This is a genomic window from Paracoccus chinensis (assembly GCF_900102885.1).
In the GTDB taxonomy this organism is placed as follows: Bacteria; Pseudomonadota; Alphaproteobacteria; order Rhodobacterales; family Rhodobacteraceae; genus Paracoccus; species Paracoccus chinensis.
Window position 1 is genome coordinate 1 of the sequence record NZ_FNGE01000071.1, and the last position, 1455, is coordinate 1455.

Here is a 1455-nt window from a genome sequence, read left to right on the forward strand (position 1 = left end):
CTGGTCGATCAGGACGTTGCGGTCAGCCAGGAACAGGATGCGCTTCTTCCGGCCGGCCTTCCACAGCCGCCAGATGATCTGGAAGGCGGTATAGGTCTTGCCCGTGCCCGTCGCCATGACGAGCAGCACGCGATCCTGTCCCTTGGCGATGGCCTCGATGGCTGCGTTGATCGCATTGACCTGGTAATAGCGGGGTGCCTTTCCGCTGCCATCATCGTAGTAGTCCTGAAGGACGGCCTTCTCAGCCTCAGCGTCCAGCCCCTTCCAAGCGCGATAGCGCGTCCACAGCTCGTCGGGTGAGGGAAAGGCATCGAGCGCCAGCGTCACCTCGCGCGGATCGCTGGCGCCGGTCCGGTCGTGAAAGACAAAGCCGTCGCCATTCGACGAGAAGACGAAGGGGATGTTCAGCGTCTCCGCATAGTCGAGCGCCTGCTGGATGCCATCGCCGACGCTGTGGGAGTTGTCCTTGGCCTCGATGAGCGCGATCGGGATGTTGGGCTTGTAGGAAAGGATGTAGTCGGCGCGCTTTCTCTGCCCACGCGTGACCAGCTTACCCCGCACGATGATCCGGCCATTGGTGAAGCCGACCTCTTCCCGGATCTGAAGCATCTCGTCCCATCCGGCCTTGCGCAGGGCAGGGGTGATGAACTTGGTACAGATGTCGCGTTCCGAGAAGCTTCGCATGTCCATGTCGATCAGGCGCCTACCAGGGGATCCCAAGGATTGATCACGCGGATGCCGCAGCCTTCGAAGTCACTCACGTTGCGCGTGACCATGGCTGCGTCATGAGCGCGGGCCGTGGCCGCGATCTGGCAGTCGGGAAAACTGATCGGCTGGCCAGCGGCGCGTCGCTCCAGGAAGATGGCAGCAAACGCGACAGCGGCGGCGCTGTCGAAGGGCAGCACCCGACCGGCGAAATCTTCCAGGATCATGGCGTCGATCTCTGCCATCAAGCGGTCGCGGCGCTTGCCCGCTGGCAGGAGGGCCGCGCCGCGCCGCAGCTCGGCTTCTCCCACCGCGCTGAGATGCAGATCAGACGCGTTCTGTTGGCCGAACCAGTCCAGAACGGCTGCAGCAGGAGCCGGACGCATCAGCTCCGAAATCACATTGGTATCGATCAAGAGCATGGCCGCCGCGGCTCAGTCCAAGCGCGGCGGCTCGGGCATCGGTTCGCGCGGCGGCAAGTCGAGTTCCACGCCGCCCAAGGCTGCAAACCTGTGGTGGATGACCTCGCCCAAGTTCCTGGGAGTTACCGTTTTCCCGACCGCCTTGCGCAGAATCTCCCGCGCTTCCTCTTCCATAGACCGGCCGTGCTCTGCCGCCTGAACCCGAAGGCGGTGCTTCAGGCTATCGTCGAGATTGCGGATGGTTATGCTGGCCATGTAAGGCTCCCTTCATGCAACTGATCGTAAGCAATGATTGCAACGCAATCAAGACATACCAACTCTTCCAACC

General features: G+C 62.5%; 3 protein-coding genes. All 3 read right to left on the minus strand.

Annotation, left to right across the window (positions count from 1 at the left end; genetic code table 11):
- A partial coding sequence (locus BLQ03_RS17685) for a DEAD/DEAH box helicase family protein (RefSeq protein ID WP_175558946.1) occupies nucleotides 1–690 on the minus strand: 690 nt, incomplete at its 3' end.
- Nucleotides 691–695: 5 nt separating this feature from the next.
- Nucleotides 696–1127 (minus strand): type II toxin-antitoxin system VapC family toxin, encoded by a 432-nt coding sequence (locus BLQ03_RS17690; RefSeq protein ID WP_090757595.1) that lies wholly within the window; start codon nucleotides 1125–1127, stop codon nucleotides 696–698.
- 12 nt (nucleotides 1128–1139) lie between these two features.
- Nucleotides 1140–1382, minus strand: a complete 243-nt coding sequence (locus BLQ03_RS17695; protein WP_090757596.1) for a FitA-like ribbon-helix-helix domain-containing protein — start codon at nucleotides 1380–1382, stop codon at nucleotides 1140–1142.
- Nucleotides 1383–1455: the final 73 nt, after the last annotated feature.